Here is a 23,356-nt window from a genome sequence, read left to right as displayed (position 1 = left end):
CCGCAAAGCATCAACCGCTGCCGCAGCGTCAGTCCCGACCGCCGATCGGCCACATCCGCGACCAGACCCCGTCGCGACGGATCAACGCATGATGCAGCGCCGCCCCGATGTGCATGGCCAGCAAGCCGATCAGCAGGAATGCCGCGACTTCGTGCACTTGGCTGGCGGCTTCGCCGAAGGCCTTATTGCGGGCGACCATCGCCGGAACGCCCAGAGCGTCCAACGCCTCGATCGGATAGCCCCCTGCCCGAACCCGCAGATAGCCGGTTACAGGCATCACCACCAGCAGCACATAAAGCGCCAAATGCGATACAGCGGCGATGCGGCGTTGCCAAGCCGGCATCTGTGGCGGCAGGGGCGGAGCGGGATGGGTTGCCCGCCAGACGATCCGAAGGACCACGATCAGGAAAAGGACCACGCCGATGTTCTTGTGAAACAGGAACAGCGCATCCTGCAGCGCCCGTGGCAAACCGTCGCGCACCATGATCAGCCCTGCGGGGATCATCAGAAGAATACCGATCGCCACCAGCCAGTGCAGGACTTGCGCGGTCGTGCCGTATCGAGTTGCTCTGTCAGCCATTCCACCATGGTATCACGACCGCGCCACGGGGCAAGCGTCTGCTTGACGCCGCCAAGCGCTGCCATATCCTTGCGCGATGCACGCAAGGCCCCTTCCATGACAGCCCACCCTGAAACCGGACAGCACAGCGGCCTGCCTTCGGGCATGCTGCCCTCGGGGGTGGCCGCCCTTGCCCTGACCTGGGCGACGGCGCTGATGCTGGGACATCAGCAGCCCCTTCTGGCGCCCGCGCTGTTCCTGCCCACCTTTGCGGCGGTGGCTTGGCTGACCCAGCGCCATTATCCGCATGTCCGGTTCGGGGCGGCCAATACCATCACCCTGCTGCGGGTGTCGCTGACGGTGGCGCTTCTGGTCTCGGTCTGGATCGGGCCGGTGACGGGGTGGACGGTGGCAGGCGTCGCCGCGGTCGCCTTGGCGTTGGACGGGGTGGACGGCTGGCTGGCGCGGCGACAGGAACTGACCTCGGGGTTCGGTGCCCGCTTCGACATGGAGGTCGATGCCGCCCTTGCCCTGATCCTGGCCTTGCACGCCCTGCGCGGCGATCCCGTCGGCCCCGAGATCATGGTGCTGGGCGTCATGCGCTATCTGTTCATCGGTGCCGCATATCTGCAGCCCTGGCTTTCCGCGCCGCTTTATCCCAGCTGGCGGCGCAAGGCGATCTGCGTGCTGCAGATCGCGACGCTGATCGCCCTGCAACCGCCCATCATGCCCGACGGCGTCGGCATCATCCTGGCGCGCATCGCAGCCGCGGCCCTGATTTGGTCGTTCCTGCGCGACATCCTGTGGCTGAGGGCGGAGCGGTGATGCGTCTTCTGGCCGCCCTTCTGTTGCTGCACGTCGCGACCACCCTGCCCGATCCACGCCAACTGCCCGGGCTGGACATGGCGGTCCTGGCGCTTCTGCTGGCCATCTGCGGGCGCAGCGCCTTGGGTCGTCTGCTGCAGGGGTTGGCGACGATGGTGTTGATGCTGATCGTGATCCTGCAGCTGGCCGATCTGACCATGGCCGAGAGCCTAGGCCGCCGCTTCAACCCCGTGGCCGATCTGCCGTTGATCGACGCGCTGGTGCGCCTGCTGGCGGGCACCGTCGGCGTTCTGGCGGCGATCGGTGCCTGCATCGGGGCACTGCTGGTCGGGGGTCTGCTGGGATGGGCGATCTGGTGGTCGCTTGGGGTCGTCCGCCGCGCTGGCAAGTGGTCCTTTCTGTCTGTCTTGGCCATCGGCGCCCTGGCGGCGATCAGCCCCACCACGCCCGGTCTGACCTTCGCCCAGGACCGTCTTCAGCTTGCGGCCCGCACCGTCACCCAGCTTGCCGAGTTCCGCCGTCAGAGCGAGACCGATCCCATGCGTCGGCTGGCCGCCCCCCTGTCGATGATCGACCGCGATGTGCTGGTCATCTTTCTGGAAAGTTACGGCCGGACCAGCTTCGACACGCCCTTCTATGCCGATGTGCATCTGCCCAGACTGCAAGACGCGCAGGCGCGGCTTTCCGCGGCGGGACTGGCAATGCGGTCGGGTTTCCTGACCTCGTCCACGCATGGCGGACAAAGCTGGCTGGCCCATGCCACCTTCCAGAACGGTCTGTGGATCGGCGATCAGACGCGCTATCAGGCCTCGGTCGCCAGCGATCGCTGGACGCTGTTCGATCACGCCCGACGCGCCGGCTTCCGCACGGCGGCCATCATGCCCGCCATCACCCGCCCCTGGCCCGAGGGCACGCGCATGGGCTTCGACACCGTCCACGCCGCCGACGATCTGGGCTATGCCGGTGAACCCTTCAACTGGGTTACCATGCCCGACCAGTTCACCCTGACCGCGACCGACCGCATCCGGGAACAAGGGGATGATCCCCGCAGGCTGTTCGCACAGGTGGCGCTGATCTCCTCGCACGCGCCTTGGACGCCGGTGCCACGGATGGTGAATTGGTCCGATGTGGGCGATGGCACGGTCTTCAACCGAATGGCCACCGAAGGTCCCACCCCCCGTCAGGTCTGGCGCGACCGGGAAACCGTGCGCCAGCATTACCGCGATGCCATCGACTATACCCTGCAGGCGGTCATGGAATATGCCGAACGCAATGCCTCGGACCCGCCGCTCTTGGTGCTTCTGGGCGACCATCAGGCAGCCAGCAGCATCGGTCTGGATCAGCGCCGCCAGGTACCCATCCATGTGATCGGCCCTGAGGCGCTTGTCGCACGCAGCGCCGAATGGGGGCTGACGCCGGGCCTGATCCCCCCGGCAGACGCAGCCCCCATTCCGATGGAATCCATGCGCGACAATCTGTTGCGGAGCTTTTCGCCCCCCGAGGACGTTCCCCCCGCATGACCCTGACCAAAGCCCTGCAAATGCTGACCGCCCTGCTGCTGCTTGGCCTGCTGTTCGCGGGGCTTGATGGTGGACAGGCCCTGTCCCTGCTGAAGCAGGCGGATCTTGGATGGCTGGGCGCAGGGTTTCTGGCATTGACGGTGCAGACCCTGCTGTCGGCGTGGCGCTGGCAGTTCACCGCGACCCGGCTTGGCCAGCGGCTGAGGATCACCCGCGCGATCCGTGAATATTACCTTGGACAGGTCGTCAACCAGTCGCTGCCCGGAGGGGTTCTGGGCGACGCCGGCCGTGCCTACCGGGCCCGCCATGACGCAGGTCTGGGGCGTGCAGGGGCGGCCGTGATGATCGAGCGTGCCTTCGGTCAGTTCGGCCTGCTGGCAATCATGCTGACGGCTTGGGTGGCCCATGATGGTCCGGCGTTGCCCCGGACGATCAGCGGCCTGGTCGGCGCGATCTGCCTTGGTGCCGGGCTTCTGGCAGCGGGCCTGCTGATCCTGTCATGGTGGAAAGGGTGGCTGGCGCTGGTCCGGCCCGCCATTCTGGGCGGTGGTGCACTGCCCATGCAGATCGGCCTGAACATCGCCATTGCGGGCCTGAACATCGCGGCCTTCGCCTGCTGCGCTTATGCGACCGGCACGCCGATCGGCACAGGGCAAGCCGCGCTTTATGTGCCGTTGATCCTGCTGACGATGGTCGTTCCGGTGACGATCAGCGGTTGGGGCATCCGCGAGGGTGCCGCCGCCAGCCTGTTCCCGATGCTGGGTGCCAGCGCCTCGGCGGGTTTGGCGGCCAGCACGGCCTTCGGATTGCTGTTCCTGCTCAGTACGCTGCCCGGGCTGCTGGTGCTGATCCGCCCGGGTGATGCTGCGCCCCGGTATCCCGAACCAAAGTTGACGGTGGACCCATGACCCGACCCGCGAATTTCGCCCTGCCTGGCGACATCACCACGCTGACCGGCGGCTATCTCTATGACCATCAGCTGGTCCAGGGGTTGCGCGACCAAGGAAGGCCGGTACAGGTCGTGCAGTTGCCCGACAGCTTTCCGACACCGGATGATCGCGACATGGCACGGGCCATCGACCAGCTGCGCGCCCTGCCAGCCGATCAGCCGGTCATCATCGACGGTCTAGCTTTCGGTGCGCTGGATACCAAGGCGTTGGCTTCGGTGCGTGCGCCCATCGTCGCGATGATCCACCATCCGCTGGCGCAGGAAAGCGACCTGCCCGACGACCTTGCCGACCACCTGTTGCGGACCGAGCGTGCGAACCTGAGGCTGGCCCGCCATGTCTTGGTCCCCAGCCCGCATACCCGCGACATGCTGATCGAACGCTATGATGTGCCCGCCGACCGGATCACCATCGCCCGCCCCGGAACCAAGGCCCGCCAGCCGCGGCAGGTCCGCAAGGCACACCCTGCGCTGATCCTCTCGGTGGGGATCCTGCATCCGCGCAAGGGACATGACGTACTGGTGCAGGCGCTTGGGATGCTGGGCGATCTGGAATGGCAGGCGCAGATCGTGGGCAACCCTTGGGACGACGCCCATGTCACCCGGTTGCAAGACCTGATCGCCCGCAGCCCCCTGGGCGACAGGATCACCCTGGCGGGGCGAGTGTCCGACGACCGGCTGCAGGACCTCTATGGACAGGCGTCGGTCTTTGCGCTGGCCACCCGGTACGAGGGCTATGGCATCGTCTTCGACGAGGCACTGTCCCATGGGTTGCCCATCGTCAGTACCACGGCGGGCGCCGTTCCCGGCACTGTTCCCGCCGATGCCGGTCTGCTGGTCGCCCCCGATGATGGCGCAGCCTTGGCGGATGCCCTTCGTCGCATGCTGACCGATGTGTCCTTCAGGGAAAGGCACGCGGATGCGGCACGTCAGGCGGGTCTGGCTCTGCCCAGCTGGGACGACACCGCCCGCATCGTGGCGCGTGTGCTGGACGATGTCATGGACGCGCCTGCCCAGTAGACAGTTTGCAGATCCTGCATCACCATGCGCCAAATCACCGACCGGAGAACGCCATGAGATCCCTGTTCCACCTTGCCATCCATGTGACCGATCTGGATCAGGCGCGACGCTTCTACGGTGACATCCTAGGCTGTGCCGAGGGGCGTTCGACGGATACATGGGTCGATTTCGACTTCTTCGGCCACCAGCTTTCCCTGCATCTGGGCCAGCCCTTTGCCACCACGCGCACGGGCAAGGTGGGCGACCACATGGTGATGATGCCGCATATGGGCGTGGTCCTGGCCCTGCCCGATTGGCTGACACTGGCGGAACGCCTGCAATCGCATGGCGTCGAATTCGACATCCCGCCCGTCATCCGCTTTCAGGGCCAGCCGGGCGAACAGCGGACGATGTTCTTCTTCGACCCCTCGGGCAACCCGATCGAGGTCAAGGGTTTCGCCGATTTCGAAGGGCTTTTCGCGTCATGAAGCTGCCCGTTGTAATGCAAGCAACCCTGCCAATCCACGACAGCGCTGATCGTTTCCCCGTGCGCCGCATCTTCTGCGTCGGCCGCAATTATGCCGATCACGCGCGCGAGATGGGCCACGACCCCGACCGCGAGCCGCCGTTCTTCTTTACCAAGCCCGCCGATGCCGTGCTGACCGACGACGACGATCTGCCTTATCCGCCCGCGTCATCGGATCTGCATTACGAGGCAGAACTGGTCGTCGCCTTGGGCGCGGGCGGCACGGAGATCGCGCCGCAGGATGCCACGGCGATGATCTGGGGCTATGCGGCGGGGAACGACTTCACCCGGCGCGACCTGCAGGCGCAGGCCAAGAAGATGGGGCGACCGTGGGACATGGCCAAGGGGTTCGACCTTTCGGCGGCCATCGGCCCGCTGCATCCGGCTTCGCAGACCGGCCCGATGGACAAGGGCCGGATGCAGCTGCTGGTCAACGGCGACATCCGGCAGGATGCCGATCTGTCGCAGATGATCTGGCCGGTGGCGGATATCATCAGCCACCTGTCGGGGTTGGTACGCCTTGCCCCCGGCGATCTGATCATGACCGGCACGCCCGCAGGCGTGGGTGCCGTGACGCGCGGCGATCAGGTGACGGTGCGGATCGAGGGCCTCAGCCCCCTCTCCACCCGCATCACCTAGCCCAGGGAATATCCGGTGCCGCGAACCGTACGCACCGGATTGTCGCCACCGTTCTGCATCAGCGCCTTGCGCAGACGCCCGACGTGGACATCGATGGTGCGCGTATCGACATAGATGTCGCGCCCCCAGACCCGGTCCAGAAGCTGTTCACGTGTCCAGACCCGCCCCGGCTTCTCCATCAGGGTGGACAGCAGGCGAAACTCGGTCGGGCCCAGGTGCAGCGACTGGCCCGCGCGGAAGACGCGATGTTCGGATGCATCGAGGATGATGTCCGCGAATGACAGCCTTTCGCCCATGCTGGCGGGGCGCGTGCGGCGCAGCTGGGTACGCAGACGGGCCATCAGCTCGACCACGGAATAGGGTTTGACGACGTAATCGTCGGCCCCCGTCTCGAGGCCGCGGACGCGGTCGACCTCTTCGCTGCGGGCCGACAGCATGATGATGGGGATATTGCGGGTGGCGGGGTCGGCCTTAACCTGACGGCAGACCTCGATCCCGGACACCTTGGGCAGCATCCAGTCCAGCACGATCAGATCGGGCATCTCTTCCTGCACCAGCAGCAACGCGTCCTCGCCATTGTCGGCCACGACGCATTCGAACCCTTCGGCTTCCAGGTTGTAGTGAAGCACTTCGCGTTGCGCGCCCTCGTCCTCGACGATCAGCACGCAGGGGGCTTGGCGGGACATGGATCAGCCCTCCTGGATCGTGTCGACCATCGGGACGCTGTTGCTCTTGGGGCGGGCCTCGTCGGGCAGTTCGCCCGTCACCAGATAGACCACCTGCTCCGAGATCGAGGTGGCGTGGTCGCCCATGCGTTCGACGTTCTTGGCAATGAAATGCAGATGCATGCAAGACGTGATGTTGCGCGGATCTTCCATCATGTGGGTCAGGAATTCGCGGAACAGCGCATTGTACATCTGGTCCACCTCAAGGTCGCGCTGGCGCACGTCCTGCGCCAGATCGGCGTCGCGGCGGATATAGCTGTCCAGCGCATCCTGCAGCATCTTGTTGACCGCCGTGCTCATCCGGCGCAGGGCCATGCCCGCGCCCTCGATGGCGGGCATCTGCGACAGGACCGAGGTGCGCTTGGCCATGTTCTTGGCGTAATCGCCCACCCGTTCCAGCGACGCCGAGATCTTGATGACGGCCAGCACCATCCGCAGGTCGGTGGCGGTGGGCGCGCGCAGGGCGATCAGGCGGGCGGCGTCCTCGTTGATCTGCACCTCCAGCGCGTCGATGGCCTTGTCGCGGCGGCGGACTTCCTCGGCCAGTTCCTCGTCGCGGGTGTCCAGCGCGGTCGAGGCATCGGTGATGGCGGCTTCCACCATGCCGCCCATCTTGACGACCAGGGCCTGGATGGTTTCCAGGTCGCGGTCGAACGCCGAGGAAATATGCTTGTCGCGGTTCATGATCGCTTCCTTCTGACGGTTCAGCCGATCCGGCCCGAGATGTAAGCCTCGGTCCGGCTGTCACTCGGTTTCGTAAAGATGTCGTCGGTATCGCCATATTCGACCAGGTTGCCCAGGTGGAAGAAGGCGGTCTTCTGACTGACGCGGGCGGCCTGCTGCATCGAGTGCGTGACGATCACGACCGAGAACTGTTCGCGCAGCTGGTCGATCAGCTCCTCGACCTGTCCGGTGGCGATGGGGTCAAGTGCCGAACATGGTTCGTCCATCAGCAGCACCTCGGGGGCGGTTGCGACGGCGCGGGCGATGCACAGACGCTGCTGCTGGCCACCCGAAAGGCCGGTGCCGGGTTCATGCAGGCGGTCCTTGACCTCGGACCAGAGGGCGGCACCGCGCAGGCTCTTCTCGACGATTTCGTCCAGTTCGGCCTTGTTGCGGGCCAGACCGTGGATGCGGGGGCCATAGGCGACGTTGTCGAAGATCGACTTCGGGAAGGGGTTCGGCTTCTGGAAGACCATCCCCACCTTGGCGCGCAGCTGCACCGGATCGACGCGGCGGTCGTAGATGTCGTCGCCGTCGATGCGGATCTCGCCCTCGATGCGGGCGATGTCGATGGTGTCGTTCATACGGTTGATGCACCGCAGGAAGGTCGACTTGCCACAGCCCGAAGGGCCGATGAAGGCGGTGACGGTCTTGTCCAGGATCTCGACGTTCACGTCCTTGATGGCGTGCTTTTCGCCATAATAGACCTGCACGTTCCGGGCCGAGATCTTGATGTCTTGCTGGCTCACGGCGCTCTCCGTTCGGGTCGTGTCATACATGTTCTATACGGCCTTCTTGTGCAGGTTACCAACGGCGCTCGAACTTGCGGCGCAGGAAGATGGCCAGCAGGTTCATGCACAAAAGGAAGATCAGCAGGATGATGATGGCACCCGAGGCCCGCTCGACGAAGGCGGGGTCGCTGCGCTGCGTCCAGTTGTAGACCTGGACCGGCAGGGCGGATGCGGGGTCGAACAGACCCTCGGGCGGGGCGGCGGGGAATTCGCGCACGAAGGCCACCATCCCGATCAGCAGCAGCGGCGCGGTTTCACCCAGGGCCTGCGCCAGACCAAGGATGGTACCGGTCATGATGCCGGGCATGGCCAGCGGCAGGACGTGGTGGAAGACCGACTGCATCTTGGACGCACCCACCCCAAGCGCGGCGTCGCGGATCGACGGCGGCACCGCCTTCAGCGCCGCACGGGTCGAGATGATGATCGTCGGCAGCGTCATCAGCGTCAGCACCAGGCCGCCGACGATGGGCGCCGATTGCGGCAGGCCCGCGAAGTTGATGAAGACCGCCAGACCCAGGATGCCGAAGACGATGGACGGCACGGCGGCCAGGTTCGAGATGTTGACCTCGATGATGTCGGTCAGGCGGTTCTTGGGGGCGAACTCCTCGAGATAGATCGAGGCGGCGACCCCGATCGGCACCGACAGGAACAGCACCACCAGCATCATGTAGAGCGAGCCGAGGATCGCGATGCCGACGCCCGCAGCCTCGGGGCGCTGGTCGGATGCGTCGGGGTTGGTGATGAATTCGCGGTTGAAGCGGGTGACCAGCACGCCATCCTCGGCCAGCGCATCCGCCAGCATCAGCTGCTGGGGCGAGGTGTTGCTGTCACGCTCGGCGCTTTCCTTGCTGACGCGGCCCTTGAAGTATCCGTCGATCCGGCCATTCACCAGCACGTTCACATCGACCGTCTGTCCGACCAGTTCGGGGTCGGCCAGCACGCGGTCGCGCAGCTGGGCCGATGCCTCCTTCGAGACCAGGCCGGTCATGTCCTTTTCCGACAGGCCCTCGATCTGCGTATCCATCTGGGCCACGGCCGCATCCAGCGCGTCGTCCAGCACGCGGCCATAGGCCAGCGTCAGCACCTTGGACATTTCCGCCGGATCGCGGTTTCCCTTGGGGTCCAGCTTTTCGGCGCTGAGCGCGACGGGCATCGACAGGTAGGTCTGGCGGAAGGCCCCCGAACCGTCACGAAGAATGGTTCCGACCAGCAGGACCAGCGCGATGACCGCGATGCAGATGGCAGTGGCCCCATAGGCGCGGAACCGCTTTTCGGCAGCATTGCGGCGGCGGGTGCGGGGATCGACCTCGAACAGGGAAATCCGTGAGGCGTGGTTCGACATATCGGTCATTCGTACTGCTCGCGGTATTTGCGCACGATGATCAGCGCGACGATGTTCAGGCACAGGGTGATGACGAAAAGCGTCAGCCCCAGGGCGAAGGCGACAAGCGTCTCGGGCGAGGAGAAATCGTTGTCGCCGGTCAGCTGGCTGACGATCTTGACGGTGATGGTGGTCATCGCTTCGAGGGGGTTCAGGCTCATGGTGGCGGCGGCACCGGCACCGAGGACCACGATCATGGTTTCCCCGATGGCGCGGCTGGCGGCCAGCAGGACGGCACCCACGATGCCCGGAAGTGCCGCGGGCAGCACCACCTGGCGCACGGTCTCAGAGGGCGTGGACCCAAGGCCAAGGGCGGCGTCGCGCAGGCTTTGCGGCACGGCGTTGATGATGTCGTCGGACAGCGAGCTGACGAAGGGGATCAGCATGATGCCCATGACCAGACCTGCCGTCAGCACCGATGACGCCGAATTGCCCAAGCCCAGGGGCTGCGCGATCCAGTCGCGCAGCATCGGACCCACGGTGATCAGCGCGAAAAGGCCATAGACGATGGTGGGGATGCCCGCCAGCAGCTCGACCATGGGCTTGGCAAAGCTGCGGATGCGGGGGCTGGCGTATTCCGAAAGGTAGATCGCGGCGAACAGCCCGATCGGCACCGCCACCACCAGCGCGATGAACGAGATGTAGAGCGTCCCCCACAGCAGCGGCAGCATGCCGAGGCGCGAATTGCCGTCAAAGCGCGGTGTCCATTCCAGGCCAAAAAAGAACTCGTGCCAGCTGTATTTCTGGAAGAAGCTGCCTGTTTCGAAGATCAGCGACAGCACGATGCCGACGGTGGTCGCGATGGCGATCAGCGAACAGATGATCAGGACGGACATGACCATGCGCTCGACCGCGCTGCGGGCCTGGAAGTCGGCTCCGATGCGGCTGATGCCCCAGCCCAGCCCCAGGATCGCCCCGCCCAGAACGGCAAGCCCCGCCACCCCGCCGGTTGTCGGGTCGATCTGGCCGGTCATCCGCAGCAGCAGCGCCAGAACCACGATCACCGCCGCCGGACCGAAGGTGGTCAGTGCGACGCTGACGCCGTGATAGGTCGGGCGGCTGTGCAACATCCGCACGTCGGGGCCAGCGGCACCCAGCGCACGGTTGCGACCGATCAGGTATCCGGCGACGGCCAGAAGCAGGCTGGCGATCAAAGCCCAGGACAGTGGCATCGGTGCTGTTCCTTGCTGTTGGAAAAGGATCGGACCGCGGGATCATGCCCCGCGGTCCGCGTTGCGTCTTACTGCATGGTCGCTTCGTCGGCCACGGCAGCCTGGGTCTCGGCCAGCTCGGGGTCGGAAACCAGGCCGTATTCGGCCAGCGGGCCGTCGGGGCCTGCGATCTCGTCCGACACGAAGAATTCGGCGAATTCCTTCACGCCCGGTACTTCGGAGATGTGGGCCTTCTTGACGTACATGAACAGCGGACGCGACACGGGGTATTCGCCCGAGGCGATGGTCTCGGTCGAGGGGGTCACGCCGGACATGGTCGCGACCTGCAGCGTGTCGGTGTTGTTCTCATAGAAGGACAGACCGAAGACGCCGATGCCGTTGGGCGAGCTGTTGATGCGGGCCAGCGTCTCGGTGTAGTCGCCGTCGATGTCGACCGACTTGCCGTCCGTGCGCAGCGTCATGCAGGCGGCTTCGGCGTCATCTTCGCCCATCTCGGCGGTGAAGACTTCCAGCGCGCCGCTGTCTTCGCAGCCCTGCAGGATGACCTTTTCCTCGAAGACTTCGCGGGTGCCGTGACGGGTGCCGGGCACGAAGGCCAGGATTTCCTGATCGGCCAGGTCGGGGTTCACCTCGGACCAGTTGGCGGCGGTGTTGTCGACGATCTTGCCGTCCTCGACGACCTTGGCCGAAAGGGCCTTGAACCAGTCGGTGGGCGTGAATTCGAAGGCATTGCCGTCGGCCAGGTTCGCGAAGACGATCCCGTCATAGCCGATGCGGACTTCCATGATGTCGGTCACACCATTGGCGGCGCATTCCTCGACTTCGCTGTCGCGGATCTTGCGGCTGGCGTTGGCGATGTCGATGGTGTTTTCACCGACGCCTTCGCAGAAACGGCGCAGACCGGTGGACGAGCCGCCCGATTCCACGACCGGGGTCGCAAAGTCGCTGTTCTCGCCAAACAGTTCGGCCACGATGGTCGAATAGGGCAGCACGGTCGAGGAACCTGCGACCTGCACCTGATCGCGGGCAGCGGCAGCGCCTGCCGACAGGGCGATCACGGAAATGGCGGTTGCGGTAAAGCCGATGGTCTTCATGCGTGTTCTCCGGGATTGGATGGAACGGAATGTCATGACGGCAGGCCTAGTCAGTTCTGATGACGCCTATGTATGATTTTTGTGACAATCACATGACAGTCACCGGGGTTCGGCAAAGAAAAAAGACCCCCGCGTCGCATGACGCAGGGGCCTTTTCTGCAATGAATGCGGGTGTCTCAGCCCCAGTCGGCCTGAAACTCGCGCCATTCGCGCGCGCCCATGCCGCTGTCTTCCTGTGTGACAGTTTCCCCCGCAAGGCGACGCTTCAGCACGGCCGCGGCCTGCGCGGACAGGCTGACGGCATCCATCCGGTAATCGCGGAAGGCGCCGAAGGCGGCCGGCACCCAATCCTTGACGATGTCGCAGATGACATCGGCATAGGCCCGGATTTCATACTGCGCATGGCTGTCGGCACGCAGGCGCAGGAAGTGCAGCAGGTTGTGCAGATCGACCTTCCAATACCATTGGGTATAGATGTTCGTCGGCAGGTTCATCCGCGCCAATTCGCGCGCCAGCCCCTGCTGTCCGTCCTGGCTCAGCATCGATTCATAGTTGTCATAGCTGCGCATCGCATCCTCGCGCAGCAGGTTCAGCACGCGCTGCGCTTCCTCGCCCTGCAGCACCTCGCCCCGGCCCTGATGGTTCTGGCTGGACTGCGCGGCCAGCTTCTCCTCAGCCGGGATGTAGAATTCGCGGTCCATCACCGAATAGCGGCCCGAGTATTCGTTGATGTTGGCCGTGCGGTGGCGGATCCACTGGCGGGCGACGAAAACCGGCAGCTTGACGTGCAGCTTGACCTCGCACATCTCGAAGGGGGTCGAATGCCAGTGGCGCATCAGATAGCGGATCAGGCCTTCGTCGTTCTGAACCGACTTGGTGCCCCGGCCATAGCTGACGCGCGCCGCCTGACAGATGGCTGCGTCGTCGCCCATGTAGTCGATGACCCGCACGAAGCCATGATCCAGCACCGGATAGGCGGTATAGAGATGCCGCTCCATCCCTTCGGCGACGGTGCGAAGGGTCTGGCGGGGGGATTGGCGCTGTTCGTCGATCTGGGCCTGCTGTTCGGGCGTCAGGGGCATTGGGGGACCTCATGGATGGCAAGCCTTCCTTTGCCATGCTGCCGCCTCGGCTGCAACCGCGCTGCGCCCGGCGACGTTGCATAGCCCGAAGGTGCGTGCCACCCTGCGCGTCACAAGACAGGAGATCCCATGAAAGTCCGCTATCTGCACAGCATGGTCCGCGTAAAGGACCTGAAGAAGACGATGGAGTTCTTCGGCCTGCTGGGGCTGAAGGAAACCCGCCGCATCGACAACGACAAGGGTCGCTTTTCGCTGATCTTCATGGCCCCCGAAGGCCAGCCCGAATGCCCGGTTGAACTGACCTACAACTGGGACGGCGATGAAGGCCTTCCCTCGGACAGCCGCCACTTCGGTCACCTGGCCTATAGCGTCGGCAACATCTATGAGATGTGTCAGAAGCTGCAGGATGCGGGCGTGACCATCAACCGTCCCCCGCGCGACGGGCACATGGCTTTCGTGCGCAGCCCCGACAACATCTCGATCGAGCTGCTGCAAGAGGGCGACAGCCTGCCCCCGCAGGAACCCTGGGCCAGCATGGAAAACACCGGCAGCTGGTAAGCCGGCCCCGCGCGCATTCGCAAGGATGCGCGCGAGACCCTAATAGATATAGCGGATCTGCTCCGTCCAATATCGCTCGATCCGGCGGTTCTGCAGATTGACCAAATCCAGCATCGGATCCTCGAGCACCCCCGACATCGCCAGATCCTCGGCATGGCGGATGAACATGCCGCGCACCATGTCACGCACCATCTGCCCCTCGGGCGTCAGGCGCACACGGACCGATCGGCGATCGGCGTCGCAGCGTTCGTGATGGACATAGCCCATCGTCACGAGCTTCTTCAGGTTATAGCTGACGTTCGACCCCTGATACATGCCGCGGGACCGTAGTTCACCGGCGGAAACCTCCGCCTCGCCCAGGTTATAGAGGATCATGGCCTGCACCGGGGTCAGATCGCCACGGTGCAGACGTTCGAATTCATCCTTGATCGTGTCCAGCATCAGCCTGTGCATCCGCTCCAGCAGCTGCAGCGATTCAAGGTAGGCCACGGTCAGGTCGGACGTGTCGTCCGCAAGGGGGCTGTGGTCTTTGGTCGGGCGCGGATCGCGTGGGGCCTGTGCGAGCATGGCGGTAAGATGTCCTGTCCTGTTCGTCATGGACCGACATTCGCGCGAAAAAGGAAATCTTGAGTTAATTCCCGCGCACCCGACCTGCATGATTCAAGACAATTTTAGCGATCTGTCGCGAATCTTTCACCTGCATGGGCCGCGATGCGGTCCAGAAGCGGCGCGAACATCGCGGCAGCGGGATCGCGCGCGGCCTGCGTGTCCTGACCGATGCGCGCGGTGACCCACAGATACAGGTCCTGATCGTTTTCACCCAGCATCCGCTCATAGAGGTTCAGATCATCCGCCGACAGCGCAGCCAGCTGATCGTCGGCGAAATGGCCCAGGATCAGGTCCATCTCCTTCATTCCGCGCCGCCAGCTGCGCATGTGCAGGCGCTTCAGGCGGTTTTCGGGGGTTTCCATCGTGTCAGCCATGACCCAGAGCCTCTTCCATGCGTTCGATGCGGTCGCAGACCTCGGCCAGCAGCTGGCGCAGATCGCGCAGTTCCGACCGCAGGGCCTGACCTGCTGCGGTGTCTTGGGGCCCGGCGCCCTCTCCCGTCAACAGCCAAACGGGGGAAACCCCCGCGATTGCGGCGATCCGTCCCAGGATCGAGGGCATCGGCTCGGCCTGATCGACCTCCCACCCTTCCAGCGTCTCGGGGCGCAGGCCCAGCTGTTCGGCCATCTGATCGACCGACAGGCCCACACCTTCGCGTGCGGCGGTCAGCCGGTCGCCCATCGTCGCCACCGGATCGGCATAGCTGTCCATCGTGATCAAACCCCTGCTTGTGGCACATATCGGCAAAGCGTATGCCAAGCCTGTGCGCAGTTCAAACGCAGTTCAAACAACGACAGGTGCATCATGGCATTCATCTCTGACCGGCTTGCCCGCATCAAGCCCTCGCCGACCATCGCCATGACGACCCGCGCGGCGGAACTGCGCGCCGAAGGCCGCGACATCATCGGCCTGTCGGCGGGCGAGCCGGACTTCGACACGCCCGAGCATGTCCGCGACGCTGCCAAAGCCGCCATCGACGCGGGCCACACGCGATATACGGCGGTCGATGGCACCCCTTCGCTGAAACGCGCCATCGCGGATAAATTCGCGCGCGAGAACGGGCTGGACTATGCGCCCTCGCAGATCACGGTCGGCACGGGCGGCAAGCAGATCCTGTTCAACGCCCTGATGGCGACGCTGGACGAGGGCGACGAGGTGATCGTCCCCGCCCCCTATTGGGTCAGCTATCCCGACATGGTGCTGCTTGCGGGTGGCACGCCGGTGGTGGTCGAATGCGGCATCGATGTCGGTTTCCGCCTGACACCCGAGGCGCTGGAAGCTGCGATCACGCCCCGCACCAAGTGGCTGATCCTGAATTCACCCTCGAACCCCTCGGGGGCGGGATACGACCGCGCGCAGATGCAGGCGCTGTGTGATGTGCTGCTGCGTCACCCGCAGGTCTGGGTGCTGGCCGACGACATCTATGAACACCTCGTCTTCGACGGCTTCGAATTCTGCACCCCCGCGCAGGTCGAGCCGCGTCTGAAGGACCGCGTGCTGACCATGAACGGGGTCAGCAAATCCTATGCCATGACCGGCTGGCGCATCGGCTATGGTGCTGCACCCGAGCCGCTGATCAAGGCGATGGCCAAGCTGCAGTCGCAATCGACCTCGAACCCCTGCTCGGTCAGCCAATATGCCGCCGAGGCCGCGCTGACCGGTCCGCAGGATTACATCCGCGACAGCCGCGCGGTCTTTCAGCGGCGTCGCGATCTGGTCGTCGCAGGGCTGAATGAATGCCCCGGTCTGGAATGTCCCGTCCCGCAGGGGGCGTTCTATGTCTATCCCTCGATGGCGGGGCTGATCGGGGCGACCTCGGCGGGGGGCACGCTGATCCGCGACGACGAGACCTTCGCCAACGCCCTGCTGGACGAGGAAGGCGTCGCCGTCGTCTTCGGGGCTGCCTTCGGCCTCAGCCCGCATTTCCGGATCTCTTATGCGACGGGGGACGATGTCCTGCGCGATGCGGTCGCAAGGATCCGCCGGTTCTGCGAAGGGTGCAACCGCCCCTGACCGGGGCGCGTTGGGTCCGGAACACAACCAGGAAAGGACCTCTCATGCTGCCCCATAACGCCATGGTGGTCGTCGCTGACGGCCATTCCGCAAAGATCTTCCGCAATGTCGCCAAATACGGGATCGAACTGTCCGAGACGCACCATGTGACCCCGGCCTCGCTGGCCAGCCCCGCCCATATGGCGATCCCGGATGAAGCAGCCGCGAACAGTGATCATGACGAGGCCGTCTTTGCCGTCGATCTGACCCATCACTTGAATACGATGATGCTGCAGAACGATATGGACGACGTGGCGATCATCGCCGATCCATCGACCCTTGGGATCATGCGCAAGCATTACCACAAGGAACTGCAGTTGCGCCTGCGCCGCGAGGTCGCCAAGACCATGACCAATTCGGATGTCCGCAGCGTCCAGACCGCGCTGAACTGAGATCGCCTACAGAACAACTGAAAAGGGCGCCCCGATCGAACGGGGCGCCCTTTTCTGAATCAGAAGATGCCAAGAACATAAAGAATGACGATCACGACGACCGGAACACCCAGAAACCAGGCTGCGATACCCTTCATTGCGCTTCTCCTTACGCGATATCTCGGGTAACGCGGCGTTCTGTCGCGGGTTCCGTTACAGCGCCGTCCAGCCGCCATCGACGCTGATCGAGGTTCCCGTGATCTGGGCGGCCGCATCGCTGCACAGGAAGACCGCCGTGTCGCCCAACTGGTCCGTCGTGGCGAATTCCTTCGAGGGCTGGCGTTCCAGCAGGATCTTCTCGATCACCTCGTCGCGGCCCATGTCATATTTCTTCATCGTGTCGGGGATCTGCGATTCAACCAGCGGCGTCAGGACATAGCCGGGGCAGATGGCGTTGCAGGTGATCGGCTCGCGCGCGGTTTCCAGACCGGTGACCTTGCTGAGGCCAAGGATGCCGTGCTTGGCCGCGACATAGGCCGATTTGAACGGGCTGGCCGTCAGACCATGCGCCGAGGCGATATTGATCACCCTGCCCCATCCCGCCTTGCGCATCATCGGCAACGCCGCCGCCGTCGTATGGAAGGCCGAGGACAGGTTGATGGCGATGATCGCGTCCCATTTCTCGGTGGGAAAATCGGGAATGGCGGCGACATGCTGGATGCCCGCATTGTTCACCAGGATGTCGCAGGCCCCCGCCTTTTCGATCAGCGCGCGGCACTCATCGCCCTTGGACATGTCGGCCTTGATATAGCGGACGCTAACGCCATGTTCGGCGGCCATGTCGCGGGCCAGTTGATGGTCGCCCTCGCTGTCGGTGAAGCTGTTCAGCACGACATCCGCACCCGCCTTTGCCAGACGGTGGGCCACGCCCAGCCCGATGCCGGAATTCGATCCGGTGATGATTGCGGTCTTGCCTGTCAGGAATCTTTCGAACATCGGCTGCTCCTCGGGGTTGGCCTCGTCCGGCGCATCGGCCGGGCGATGTTGCAGGCGCAGCATGGGCAAAAAAAAACGCCCGCACAAGGCGGGCGAAGTTATGAGGCAGGTTTCATACAGGCAAGAAACCTATCGAGCAGTGCCCTATTTATACGCGAGGAACCGCCCGAGTCCAACAGACTTCTTTCCCCCTTGGTTGACGCCCCCTCGGCGAGCCTGTTGATAATGCGATCAAAGAACGACAAACGGGGCGGTGGGCGATGCGAATCTGGGAAATCCTTAACAATTACGGAACGGATCGTATCCTTCCCGTGATCGCGGCCTTGACAATCGGTGTTGCAGCAATGCCTCTGGCAAGCCTTGCCGAACCTGCACATGGTCTTGCAATCTATGGCAAACCTGCGCTTTCCCCTGATTTTTCCCATCTTCCTTACGCGAATCCTAAGGCGCCGAAGGGCGGTGCGATTCGGCTGGCGGAACCGGGCGGCTTCGATTCCCTGAAGCCCTGGGTGCTGAAGGGCAATCCGGTCTGGGGCGTGGGCGTCCATGTGGCGGAAACGCTGGCCATGCGGTCGATCGACGAGCCTTTCACCGTCTATGGCCTGCTGGCCGAGACCATCGACACCGCCCCCGACAGGTCCTGGGTCGAGTTCACCCTGCGCCCCGAGGCCCGTTTTTCCGACGGCAGCCCGGTCACTGTCGAAGATGTGATGTGGTCCTATGAGACTCTTGGGACGAAGGGCCACCCGCGCTATCTGGGGACCTGGTCCAAGGTCGCCAGCATGGAACAGACCGGCCCGCGCAGCATCCGCTTCACCTTCACCGAACAGGACCGCGAACTGCCCCTGTTGATGGGTCTGCGCCCGATCCTGAAGAAGGCGCAGTGGGAGGGGCAGGATTTCAGCGATTCTAGCCTGGAACCGCCCATCGGCACCGGCCCTTATGTGGTCGACCGGGTCGATCCGGGCCGTGCCATCACCTTCCGCCGCAACCCCGACTATTGGGGCAAGGATCTGCCGCTGATGGCCGGGATGAACAATTTCGACACCATCCGCTATGACTATTTCGGCGATGCCAATGCCATGTTCGAAGCCTTCAAGGCAGGCGAGGTGAACGCCTGGCGCGAGCTTTCCGCCCAGAACTGGGCCAGCGAATACGACTTTCCGCTGGCAACCTCAGGCGGGATCGTCATGGATCAGATTCCGAACGAACGTCCCTCGGGGATCATGGGGCTGGTGATGAACACCCGAAATCCGATCTTCGACGACTGGCGGGTGCGCCAGGCGATGATCGAGATGTTCAATTTCCGCTTCATCAACCGCACGCTGAACGGCGGGGACGATCCGCGGATCACCTCGTATTTCTCGAACTCGGTGCTGGCGATGTCGCATGATGCGGCGACGGGAAAGGTGGCCGAGCTGCTGGAACCCTTCGCGGACGACCTGCCCCCCGGCACGCTGGAAGGCTATGACCTGCCCGAGGGCAGCGAACGCCCGATGGACCGCCCCGCCGTGCGCCGCGCGCTGGCCCTGATGAACGATGCGGGGTGGACGGTGCAGGACGGCAGGCTGGCCGATGCCGAGGGCCGCCCCTTTTCCTTCGAGATCCTGCTGAACCAGAACGGATCGTCCATGCGGACCGGGTCCGAGACGCAGCAGATCGTGAACATCTATGTCGAGGCCCTGCGCCCGCTTGGCATCACGCCCCGCGTCACCCTGCTGGACAGCGCCCAATACATCGAACGCACCAACAACTATCAGTTCGACATGACCTGGTACGAACGCGGGCTGTCGCTGTCGCCGGGCAATGAACAGCGCCTCTATTGGGGCAGCGAGGGCGTCGACACCCCCGGCAGCCGCAACTGGATGGGCATGGACAGCCCCGCCGCCGAGGCGATGATCGACGCCATGGCCACCGCCGAGACGGGCGAGGATTACACCGCCGCCGTCAGGGCGCTGGACCGCGTGCTGACCGCCGGTCGCTATGTGATCCCGGTCAATTTTTCACCCTTTTCGCGTCTGGCGCATTCGTCGGACCTGAAATACCCCGAGGAAATACCGATTTACGGAGACTGGCCGGGATTTTTACCGGAAGTCTGGTGGCAGGAGACGAACTGATGCGCATGTTCTGGGTTACATTGCTGGCCTGCATCACGCTGGCCGGATGCAACACGATCGCCGGCATCGGCGAAGATATTACCGGAGTGGCCCGCTGGTCCCAAGGCGGCATATCCGGAGGAGGTTATTGATGAAGTGGCACCACGTTAAGGAAAACTGGCCTGCCTTCTATGAAGCCATCATCGACAAATGGCCTCAGGTCGACGAAGCCGATCTGGACGAGATCGACGGCGATCAGGGCGCCTTTGTCGACTATCTGGTCGAGGCGACCGGGCAGGACCGCGAGGAGATCCGCGAGGAGCTGCGCGAATGGCTGGTGGGGGAAATCCCCTCGGACATCGTCATGGACCCCAGCCATGACAATCACTCGATCGCGCTCAGCGCCAAATATGTCAACGAGGGCGAGGACGAATACAGCGACGACGCCGCATTCGGCGACGACGGAGAAAGCCCCGACGACGATTGATCGCCGGGAACCGCAGCCGCCCAACCCCATGCGGGTCGGGCGGCGCAGCGGATGTCACTGAATGATCTGCCTGTCGCTCAGCCGCGACAGCTTGCCGATCCGGGACACCATCAGCGCATAGATCACCGCATAGAGCCCGGCGACGATCAGGCCGACCCATTGGATCTCGAACGGGGTGAAGAAATAGGCCCCGACCAGCGCCAGCTGCAGCAGGAAGTGCAGCGGGTAGTATTTGCGGTCACCCAGGCTCTTGCGCGACCAGTTCAGGTTCGCGGAATACAGCCGGATCAGGCTGTCCAGCGAATTCACCACGAAGACCACGCCGACGAAGATCATGAACCAGTTCAGCCATCCGGGGATGACGACATGCCCCTGGTGATAGACGAAGAGGACGCAGAACCACAGCCCCAGCGGAATGGCGGGAAGGATGACCATGGCGGCCGCCAGCTGCCAGACGAGCAGGCCGCTGACGAAGCGGGCGACGAACTGGCCGATCATGATGCTCCAGGCGAACCACCAGAACAGGTAGAACTCGTGATAGTCCGAGATCGGGGTGGCAAAGCGGCGGATGTGGACGAAGTAGTCCATCAGCAGCCCGATGTTGGCATAGAAGTCGTCCATTCCCACGCGACTATAGACGAAGGCGATCATTGCCAGCGCGGTGAAGGCCAGCATCCCGAAGCCATAGCTGGACAGGATCGCCAGCCATTTCATCACGCGCATGTCGCCGCTGCTGATGACGGCGGTCGCGATGACCCCGATGACCAAGGCCCAGACCACGCCCATCGGCAGATCGGGGGCATAGGTCGGCAGGTTCGTCATGAACAGATAGCAGGTGAAGGAACAGGTCGCGATGACCGTCAGGTTGTAGACCCACTTGATGACCGGGATCTCGAACAGCCTCAATCGCGGCTCGATCGCGACGAAATAGAAGGTCGTGACGAAATACATCAACCAGACCAGGGGACCCCACATGCCGAATTCCACAGCCAGCGCATTGGTGAAATCGAAGGCGGCATCGGCCTCATAGACGGGAAATTCGCCCAAGGGTAGCATCACCAGTCCCATGTCCAGACCGGCGGTGAAAAGAAGGGCAATCAGCGTGAACAAGCCGACGGGCTGTTCCCCCTGTACGCGCATGTTGGGCCAGCGGATCAGGACGAACAGCGCGCAGGCCAGCACGCTGAGATAGGCAATTGTGATGATCGGCGTCATAGACGATCCTTTTCTTCTTTCGGATTTCTCCGCGACGGAGACCGACCCGCATCCGCGCAGTCGCAACCGAAAGGCACAACCACCGGATCGATGCCGGCACGGCGCAAAGGCGCCGCTGGTTATCTTGGTTCGCCGGCGTTATCCGGTAAATTGAGTGATTAGTCAATCAAGAAACCGGACAGCCCTGGGCGCGGTTCCCCTTCCGTGGTCCTATCCCGCATATTGGACGCCTCGAAGGGTTGAGCTTGCAGCCACGATCTGACAAATGCTCGGCGCTTAACGTCGGGCTGACGGACAAAGGAGCCGTGACCGTGTCGAGCACGCTGAAAATCGCCTTGGGCAGCATTCTGGTCGGAATCGTGGTGCTCGGGCTCAAGACGCTGGCCTGGCATCTGACGGGTTCCGTGGCGCTGCTTTCGGACGCGCTGGAAAGCACGGTCAACGTCGCGACAGCCCTTGCGGCGGTCATCGCCATCCGCGTGGCGCAGCGTCCCGCCGATCAGGGCCACCCCTACGGCCACCACAAGGCCGAGTTCTTCAGCGCCGTGCTGGAAGGCGTGCTGATCATCGTCGCGGCCCTTCTGATCCTGCACGAGGCGTGGTCCGTCTTCCAGAACCCCCGCCCCATCGAGGGTGCCGGCCCGGGTCTTGCCATCAACGCGGTCGCAGGCGTCCTGAATGCCATCTGGTGCAGCGTGCTGATCCGTCATGGCAAACGCCTGCGGTCACCGGCACTGGTGGCAGATGGCAAGCACCTGCTGAGCGATGTTGTTTCCTCGGGCGGGGTGCTGCTGGGCGTCGGCCTGTCGGTGTTGACCGGATGGTGGGTGCTGGACCCTGCGCTGGCAATGCTGGTCGGCGTCAACATCCTGTGGTCGGGCTGGAAGGTGATGACCGCATCGCTGAGCGGGCTGATGGATGAGGCTGTGCCCGACAAGACGCTGACGATCATTCGCGACATCATCTCGGACAAGGCCACCGGCGCGATCGAGGCGCATGACCTGCGCACCCGTCATGCCGGCAAGGTCACCTTCATCGACTTCCACCTTGTCGTGGATGGTCAGACCACGGTCTGCGACGCCCATGAAATCTGCGACCGGATCGAGGCCTCGTTGAAGGCCCGCCTGCCCGACGCGCAGATCACCATTCATGTCGAGCCCGAGCACCATGCCAAGCACTCGGGCGTCCTGGTGATCTAGGCCTCCAGTCGCACCCAGACCGGGACGTGATCGCTTGGCTTTTCGCCTGCGCGGGCGTCGCGGTCCACGCCTGTTTCGCGCATCAGATCGGCCGCCTGCGGCGACAGCAGCAGATGGTCGATGCGGATGCCGTCGTCCTTGTTCCACGCCCCGGCCTGGTAATCCCAGAAGGTGAAGGGCCCGCGCGTGGCCCAAGGATCACGGGCGCGGATCGCCTCGGTCCAGCCCTGGTTGAGGATGGCGCGGAATGCGGCGCGGCTTTCGGGGCGGAACAGGGCGTCGTCGACCCATTTCTGCGGATTGGCGGCATCGCGCGCCTCGGGGATGATGTTGTAATCGCCCAGCATGACCACGGGCATTTCCATGGCCAGCAGTTCGGCGGCGCGCAGGCGCAACCGTTCCATCCATGCCAGCTTGTAGTCGTATTTCGGTCCCGGCGCAGGGTTGCCGTTAGGCAGATACAGCCCCGCGATGCGCACGGCCTGATCGCCCACCACCGTCGCCTCGATATAGCGGGCCTGTTCGTCGCCGTCGTCGCCAGGCAGGCCGCGGGTCACATCCTCAAGCGGCAGCTTGGACAGGATGGCCACCCCGTTGAAGCCTTTCTGGCCGTGGGTTTCCACCGTCCAGCCGAGGTCCTGAAAGTGTTCGCGCGGGAACCCTTCGTCAACGGACTTGATTTCCTGAAGGACGACGACGTCGGCATCGGTCTGGGCCAGCCAGTCGGTCAGCGCCTGGATGCGCGCCTTGACACCATTGATATTGAAGCTTGCGATTTTCATGGCCGCATC

Annotated in this window: 27 protein-coding genes; 13 read left to right on the top strand and 14 right to left on the bottom strand. The window is 64.0% G+C overall.

The window, feature by feature from the left end; translation table 11 throughout:
• Positions 1-28: 28 nt before the first annotated feature.
• Positions 29-580 (bottom strand): cytochrome b, encoded by a 552-nt coding sequence (locus DDE75_RS05910; protein WP_108501465.1) that lies wholly within the window; start codon positions 578-580, stop codon positions 29-31.
• Between the two features lie 96 nt (positions 581-676).
• Here DDE75_RS05910 and DDE75_RS05905 point away from each other — a divergent pair, with 96 nt between their 5' ends.
• From DDE75_RS05905 to DDE75_RS05880, 6 genes are read left to right on the top strand one after another with little or no spacing between them, the layout of a single operon-like run.
• Positions 677-1,384 (top strand): CDP-alcohol phosphatidyltransferase family protein, encoded by a 708-nt coding sequence (locus DDE75_RS05905; protein ID WP_245894636.1) that lies wholly within the window; start codon positions 677-679, stop codon positions 1,382-1,384.
• Positions 1,384-2,904: a sulfatase-like hydrolase/transferase gene (locus tag DDE75_RS05900; protein WP_108501464.1), complete on the top strand. Its 1,521-nt coding sequence runs from the start codon at positions 1,384-1,386 to the stop codon at positions 2,902-2,904. The genes DDE75_RS05905 and DDE75_RS05900 overlap by 1 nt, the downstream gene beginning before the upstream one ends.
• Positions 2,901-3,812, top strand: a complete 912-nt coding sequence (locus DDE75_RS05895) for a lysylphosphatidylglycerol synthase transmembrane domain-containing protein (RefSeq protein ID WP_108501463.1) — start codon at positions 2,901-2,903, stop codon at positions 3,810-3,812. The genes DDE75_RS05900 and DDE75_RS05895 overlap by 4 nt, the downstream gene beginning before the upstream one ends.
• Positions 3,809-4,870, top strand: a complete 1,062-nt coding sequence (locus DDE75_RS05890) for a glycosyltransferase family 4 protein (protein WP_108501462.1) — start codon at positions 3,809-3,811, stop codon at positions 4,868-4,870. Before DDE75_RS05895 ends, DDE75_RS05890 begins: the two co-directional genes overlap by 4 nt.
• Positions 4,871-4,923: 53 nt before the next feature.
• Positions 4,924-5,337, top strand: coding sequence for a VOC family protein (locus DDE75_RS05885; protein WP_108501461.1), 414 nt, complete (start codon positions 4,924-4,926; stop codon positions 5,335-5,337).
• Complete coding sequence (locus DDE75_RS05880) at positions 5,334-6,014, top strand: fumarylacetoacetate hydrolase family protein (RefSeq protein ID WP_108501460.1); 681 nt, start codon at positions 5,334-5,336, stop codon at positions 6,012-6,014. Before DDE75_RS05885 ends, DDE75_RS05880 begins: the two co-directional genes overlap by 4 nt.
• Here the strand turns inward: DDE75_RS05880 and phoB are convergent.
• The 7 genes from phoB to thyX all read right to left on the bottom strand — a co-directional run bounded on the left by phoB (position 6,011) and on the right by thyX (position 12,982).
• Positions 6,011-6,700: a phosphate regulon transcriptional regulator PhoB gene (phoB, locus tag DDE75_RS05875; protein WP_108501459.1), complete on the bottom strand. Its 690-nt coding sequence runs from the start codon at positions 6,698-6,700 to the stop codon at positions 6,011-6,013. The genes DDE75_RS05880 and phoB overlap by 4 nt on opposite strands.
• A 3-nt stretch (positions 6,701-6,703) precedes the next feature.
• Complete coding sequence (gene phoU / locus DDE75_RS05870) at positions 6,704-7,423, bottom strand: phosphate signaling complex protein PhoU (protein ID WP_108501458.1); 720 nt, start codon at positions 7,421-7,423, stop codon at positions 6,704-6,706.
• 20 nt (positions 7,424-7,443) lie between these two features.
• Positions 7,444-8,241, bottom strand: a complete 798-nt coding sequence (gene pstB / locus DDE75_RS05865) for a phosphate ABC transporter ATP-binding protein PstB (RefSeq protein ID WP_108501457.1) — start codon at positions 8,239-8,241, stop codon at positions 7,444-7,446.
• Between the two features lie 25 nt (positions 8,242-8,266).
• Positions 8,267-9,604 (bottom strand): phosphate ABC transporter permease PstA, encoded by a 1,338-nt coding sequence (gene pstA, locus DDE75_RS05860; RefSeq protein WP_108501456.1) that lies wholly within the window; start codon positions 9,602-9,604, stop codon positions 8,267-8,269.
• On the bottom strand, positions 9,601-10,806 hold the full coding sequence (gene pstC, locus DDE75_RS05855) for a phosphate ABC transporter permease subunit PstC (protein WP_108501455.1): 1,206 nt from the start codon (positions 10,804-10,806) through the stop codon (positions 9,601-9,603). Before pstC ends, pstA begins: the two co-directional genes overlap by 4 nt.
• A 68-nt stretch (positions 10,807-10,874) precedes the next feature.
• Positions 10,875-11,900, bottom strand: a complete 1,026-nt coding sequence (locus DDE75_RS05850; protein ID WP_108501454.1) for a substrate-binding domain-containing protein — start codon at positions 11,898-11,900, stop codon at positions 10,875-10,877.
• Positions 11,901-12,076: 176 nt separating this feature from the next.
• Complete coding sequence (gene thyX / locus DDE75_RS05845) at positions 12,077-12,982, bottom strand: FAD-dependent thymidylate synthase (RefSeq protein WP_108501453.1); 906 nt, start codon at positions 12,980-12,982, stop codon at positions 12,077-12,079.
• Between the two features lie 129 nt (positions 12,983-13,111).
• Between thyX and DDE75_RS05840 the strand changes: the two genes are divergently transcribed.
• The gene (locus DDE75_RS05840; protein WP_108501452.1) at positions 13,112-13,540 is read left to right on the top strand and encodes a VOC family protein; all 429 of its coding nucleotides are present in this window, start codon (positions 13,112-13,114) and stop codon (positions 13,538-13,540) included.
• Between the two features lie 39 nt (positions 13,541-13,579).
• Here the strand turns inward: DDE75_RS05840 and DDE75_RS05835 are convergent, their stop codons facing one another.
• The 3 genes from DDE75_RS05835 to DDE75_RS05825 all read right to left on the bottom strand — a co-directional run bounded on the left by DDE75_RS05835 (position 13,580) and on the right by DDE75_RS05825 (position 14,860).
• Complete coding sequence (locus tag DDE75_RS05835; protein ID WP_108501451.1) at positions 13,580-14,107, bottom strand: MarR family winged helix-turn-helix transcriptional regulator; 528 nt, start codon at positions 14,105-14,107, stop codon at positions 13,580-13,582.
• Between the two features lie 104 nt (positions 14,108-14,211).
• On the bottom strand, positions 14,212-14,523 hold the full coding sequence (locus DDE75_RS05830; RefSeq protein WP_245894635.1) for an FAD assembly factor SdhE: 312 nt from the start codon (positions 14,521-14,523) through the stop codon (positions 14,212-14,214).
• On the bottom strand, positions 14,516-14,860 hold the full coding sequence (locus DDE75_RS05825) for a helix-turn-helix domain-containing protein (protein WP_162798922.1): 345 nt from the start codon (positions 14,858-14,860) through the stop codon (positions 14,516-14,518). The genes DDE75_RS05830 and DDE75_RS05825 overlap by 8 nt, the downstream gene beginning before the upstream one ends.
• Positions 14,861-14,953: 93 nt before the next feature.
• Between DDE75_RS05825 and DDE75_RS05820 the strand changes: the two genes are divergently transcribed.
• Entirely contained in the window at positions 14,954-16,162 is a 1,209-nt protein-coding gene (locus DDE75_RS05820; RefSeq protein WP_108501449.1) for a pyridoxal phosphate-dependent aminotransferase, read from the top strand.
• A 44-nt stretch (positions 16,163-16,206) separates the two neighbouring features.
• Complete coding sequence (locus DDE75_RS05815) at positions 16,207-16,593, top strand: baeRF12 domain-containing protein (RefSeq protein ID WP_108501448.1); 387 nt, start codon at positions 16,207-16,209, stop codon at positions 16,591-16,593.
• Between the two features lie 192 nt (positions 16,594-16,785).
• Here DDE75_RS05815 and DDE75_RS05810 read toward each other — a convergent pair whose 3' ends face one another.
• The gene (locus tag DDE75_RS05810; protein ID WP_108501727.1) at positions 16,786-17,568 is read right to left on the bottom strand and encodes a 3-hydroxybutyrate dehydrogenase; all 783 of its coding nucleotides are present in this window, start codon (positions 17,566-17,568) and stop codon (positions 16,786-16,788) included.
• A gap of 344 nt (positions 17,569-17,912) precedes the next feature.
• Here DDE75_RS05810 and DDE75_RS05805 point away from each other — a divergent pair, with 344 nt between their 5' ends.
• From DDE75_RS05805 to DDE75_RS05800, 3 genes are read left to right on the top strand one after another with little or no spacing between them, the layout of a single operon-like run.
• Positions 17,913-19,685, top strand: coding sequence for an extracellular solute-binding protein (locus DDE75_RS05805; RefSeq protein WP_245894634.1), 1,773 nt, complete (start codon positions 17,913-17,915; stop codon positions 19,683-19,685).
• On the top strand, positions 19,685-19,816 hold the full coding sequence (locus tag DDE75_RS17750) for a hypothetical protein (protein WP_267895643.1): 132 nt from the start codon (positions 19,685-19,687) through the stop codon (positions 19,814-19,816). Before DDE75_RS05805 ends, DDE75_RS17750 begins: the two co-directional genes overlap by 1 nt.
• On the top strand, positions 19,816-20,151 hold the full coding sequence (locus DDE75_RS05800; RefSeq protein WP_108501446.1) for a hypothetical protein: 336 nt from the start codon (positions 19,816-19,818) through the stop codon (positions 20,149-20,151). Before DDE75_RS17750 ends, DDE75_RS05800 begins: the two co-directional genes overlap by 1 nt.
• A 54-nt stretch (positions 20,152-20,205) precedes the next feature.
• Here the strand turns inward: DDE75_RS05800 and DDE75_RS05795 are convergent, their stop codons facing one another.
• Positions 20,206-21,366, bottom strand: a complete 1,161-nt coding sequence (locus DDE75_RS05795; protein ID WP_108501445.1) for a choline transporter — start codon at positions 21,364-21,366, stop codon at positions 20,206-20,208.
• A 311-nt stretch (positions 21,367-21,677) separates the two neighbouring features.
• Here DDE75_RS05795 and DDE75_RS05790 point away from each other — a divergent pair, with 311 nt between their 5' ends.
• On the top strand, positions 21,678-22,565 hold the full coding sequence (locus DDE75_RS05790; protein WP_162798940.1) for a cation diffusion facilitator family transporter: 888 nt from the start codon (positions 21,678-21,680) through the stop codon (positions 22,563-22,565).
• Here the strand turns inward: DDE75_RS05790 and xth are convergent.
• Complete coding sequence (xth, locus tag DDE75_RS05785; RefSeq protein WP_108501444.1) at positions 22,562-23,347, bottom strand: exodeoxyribonuclease III; 786 nt, start codon at positions 23,345-23,347, stop codon at positions 22,562-22,564. The two genes, DDE75_RS05790 and xth, sit on opposite strands and share 4 nt — an antisense overlap.
• Positions 23,348-23,356: the final 9 nt, after the last annotated feature.

The sequence above is a fragment of the Paracoccus indicus genome, assembly GCF_003056335.1.
GTDB lineage: Bacteria > Pseudomonadota > Alphaproteobacteria > Rhodobacterales > Rhodobacteraceae > Paracoccus > Paracoccus indicus.
The sequence above is the reverse complement of the archived record's forward strand: the minus strand, read 5'-3'. Positions and strand labels throughout refer to the sequence as shown.